Source organism: Gemmatimonadota bacterium (assembly GCA_026706345.1).
GTDB lineage: Bacteria > JAAXHH01 > JAAXHH01 > JAAXHH01 > JAAXHH01 > JAAXHH01.
The window spans coordinates 1-3478 of sequence record JAPOYX010000185.1; the positions used below are offsets into that span (position 1 = coordinate 1).

A 3478-nucleotide genomic window follows, 5' to 3' on the forward strand; every position below is an offset into this window, starting at 1 on the left:
TCGAAGGAGCGCAGCACACGCCGACGCCGGCCGGGCTCGAGCGGCCGCTCCAGAATGTGGTGCAACAGCACATATTGCGCGGTCAGCATGGGACACCACACCATCTCACCTTCCCAGGCGCCATCCTCGCCCTGGAGATGTAACAAGCGCACGCTCGCACGCCGCAATGCCGGACCGGCCTCGGGTGGCGCAACCTCCCTCGGGCGGCTGGGCTGGGGGTCACGAACGCTCGATGGCATGGAGACCGGAAATGCGCGGGCCAAGGCGTCCCGAACTCGCTCGTCTTTTCCTCCGCCCGCGCTTCTCGCCTTGTGTAGCTGCCGAACGCCACGCAGGAGCCACCAGAGACGCACAGCGAGCGCCTGAACGCTGGCGCCGGCCCGACGCCAAGCGAGTTGGTCGGAGGATCGCGGCATCTCCCTGGCAACCGCCCGGGCCACCGTCACGCCAAACTCGCGACTCAGATGGGCCACCGAGGTGTCTTCACAGGCGAGTAAACACATGGTCCGGTCGCGGACCGCGGATTTTGCCCGCCAACGCCGGTAGACCGCGTGTCTGACCGCCACCACCTCGGCCCGATGATCGGCAAAGACCTCGTAGAACCCCATGGCGAGGAACTCCGGAGCGCGGGTCGCCTGGACACGCTTGGTGGTGAAGTCGTGAAAGTCCTCGCCCTCGGCCAGCGTAAGCGCATCGCCGAAACCGAGGGTCATTCCCACCGCGGTCAGGGGATGGTAGTGCCCGGCCGCATCGCCAATAAGCACTCGACGGGGGCTCCCGTACGTGACGCGCGGCCTCAGCGCGTTGTTTGCGATCTGGAACTGCTCCGTCCGCAGCGCTTCGACGAACGCCGACCTCAGTGTTTCCGGCAACACACCGGCATACGAGTCCGACAGGAAGCCAATCCGGTCCCGGGGTGTCCAGCGGTCCACTGGGACATCGACGATGACCCGGACGCAATGCTCTGCCAGACGGTATACGAGAATTGGACCCGGTCCACCACACAACACATGCCCATAACCCTCCAGCGGTAAACTCACCCCTCTTAGTGTGACCCCCACCATCCACGAGCAGATTATCGGGCTTGTCGATAAATCCAACGATTGACGCACGACTGAGGTCCGGCCGTCGGCGCCTACAATCCGCGCCGCGGTCACGGATTCATCGACACCGTTACGGGTAAAAGTGACCCGCCCGTCTTCGACCGCCTGGACCCGCGCGTGGAGAAGAAAGTCGACACCCGACTCGTTTTCGACCGCTTCACGCAGATGGGAGACGAGTGCCGCGTGCTCGCATACCAAACTGTGAGCTCCGTCTGGATAAGGAAGCACTATCGGTTCCGAGCCGTCTTCCGGGAATACCGTAAATCCTTGACCCGTGGTGCTGCGGGACTGCGTATCGAGGGCTATCCCGAAATCGCGCAACATCCGCGCGGCAGGCGGATGCAGCCATTCGCCCGCCAGGCGTTTGGAAGCTTTGGGATTGGCTTCGAGCAGAACCACCCGGGCGCCTTTGCGCGCGTGAGCGAGCGCGCACAAGCTGCCTACCGGACCCGCGCCGACGATGGCGACGTCGTAGTGCCGAAGAGTGGCGCCGCTCATCGGACAATGCTCCCTTGCGAGCGGCGGCGATAGCGGAGTCGGCAGGGTGTCTCGGGGCCCGTCACCCAGCTCCCGTAATTCGGGGCGGGAAACGCGGTGTCGAGATGAAAATCGAAGCGGTCGAGCAGCACGGTCCAGATCGCTTTCAGTTGCAGGTAGGCAAAATGCTTTCCCATGCACCGGTGCTTGCCGCCGCCGAAACCGATCAGGGCGTAGTGGTGCTGTTTGTCCTCGCAATTAGGGGGTGCAAACCGCTCCGGAGAGAACTGCTCCGGGTCAGCAAACACATGCGGCAACCGGTGGGAGACCGCCGGTGACACTATGGCCAAGGTGCCGGCAGGTACGAGGTAGCCTGCATAGTGCACGGGTTTGAGTACCTTTCGGATCAGCATGATCAACGGCGGATGCAGCCGCTCGCACTCACGCACGGCGTGTTCCAGAACGACCTGCTGTTTGAGACTCGACAGGCTCATGGCGCCTGCCTCGCGGTAGACGCCTTGTATCTCGTCCCTGACCTTCGTCAGGTAGGAGGGTGCCCTCAGGAGCTCCAGGGCGGTCCAGGTGGCGAGCACCGCGCTCGTATGCTGGCCGGCGAACAGCACGGTCAGCAGGATGCCGGTAAGCTCGTCGTCATCCAGCGCGCGGCCGTCCTTGTATCGGGCGTTCATGAGGGTCTGCATGAAATCGTCCGGCGTGGCTCCTGAACGCCGGCGTTCCCGCATCACCTGGCTGAAGAGCTCAGCCACCTTTTGCCGGGCCCGGTCGCGGGTGCGATGCGCCCTGGTGGGAAGCTTGGGGAGAAAAAACCCGAGGGTGTTGATTCCGTTTTGCAGATCGTGGTAGGCCTCGGCAAAACCCGTGTCCACCTGGTCCCGGACTTCCTCGCCGATGAGGCAGCGACTGGCGATCTTCACCGTAAGCTCGTTCATTGCATGTGACAGGTCCATTTCCCCGGCCTCTCCAAGGGAGTCGGCAAACCGGGCGGTTTCCTCAAACATGATTCGTGCAAACTTGTGCATCGCAGCCTCGCGAAGCACCGGGTACAGGAATGCCAGCTGCTCGGCCATGAGTTCGTACGAGACGTCGTACGCCCCACCATGTCCGAATATGGGTACCGTGAACTGGTACACGGCTTTAGCATTCAACTGGTCCTCGGACGCCCTGAAGTAGAAGTCGTGGGCTTCGGGTCCGGTGAAGAGCACAAAATCGCGAGTAGCGATCCGGAACTTGAAAAGTTCACCCTGCTCTTGCCAGCCGCGACTCAACATCGAGACCGGATCTTTCAGAAAACCCGGCAGGTGACCGATCAATGGCCACCCGCCCGCAAGCTCAGGTACGGCTTTGGGCGCCTTCGGCGAGAACTGTGCCGAACCCAGGGATGTCACGCCATCAGACCGCTGTTCCATCTCTTCCCCTAATAGACAAATGGCAACATCGAGTAACGCACCCGCTGCCTGTAGCGTCCCCACAGCTCGCCGTACTTGGAACGACAGCGCCGCTCATCCCGTATGGAGCGATGGAACAGCAGACCTGCAAGCCACGCCGGCAGCAGGTATGGCACCCAGGATGCGAACCCGGTAGTAAGGGCGAACGCAAGGTAGATGCAGATCTCGCCGGTGTAGTTGAGGTGGCGTCCGATGCCCCAGAATCCGGAAACCAGCAGGCGCCCGTCCAGGGACTGTGCTGGGCGTCCCCAGATGGTAGCGCCAGGGTCACGCTTGAAGCGGTGCTTCTGGTCGTTGGCACCGCGAAACAGCCAGAATCCGAAGCAAAACAGCAGGGTGATCAATACGGCGGTGGTGGCGGGCAGCGGTACCGACGCATGGACCAGCCACCAGCCGGCGAGGCAGTAGAAAAAGGGCACCAGCACGTAGTCT

The 3478-nt window shown here is 62.7% G+C and carries 3 protein-coding genes; all 3 read right to left on the reverse strand.

What is annotated here, in order from left to right; all coding sequences use genetic code 11:
* Positions 1-1601 (reverse strand): FAD-dependent monooxygenase (locus OXG98_12930; GenBank protein ID MCY3772907.1); only part of this gene is annotated, 1601 nt, incomplete at its 3' end.
* Positions 1598-3007, reverse strand: coding sequence for a cytochrome P450 (locus OXG98_12935; GenBank protein ID MCY3772908.1), 1410 nt, complete (start codon positions 3005-3007; stop codon positions 1598-1600). The genes OXG98_12930 and OXG98_12935, both read right to left, overlap by 4 nt.
* Before the next feature lie 8 nt (positions 3008-3015).
* Positions 3016-3478, reverse strand: a 463-nt coding sequence (locus OXG98_12940; protein MCY3772909.1) for a DUF1295 domain-containing protein, incomplete at its 5' end; no start/stop codon positions are given.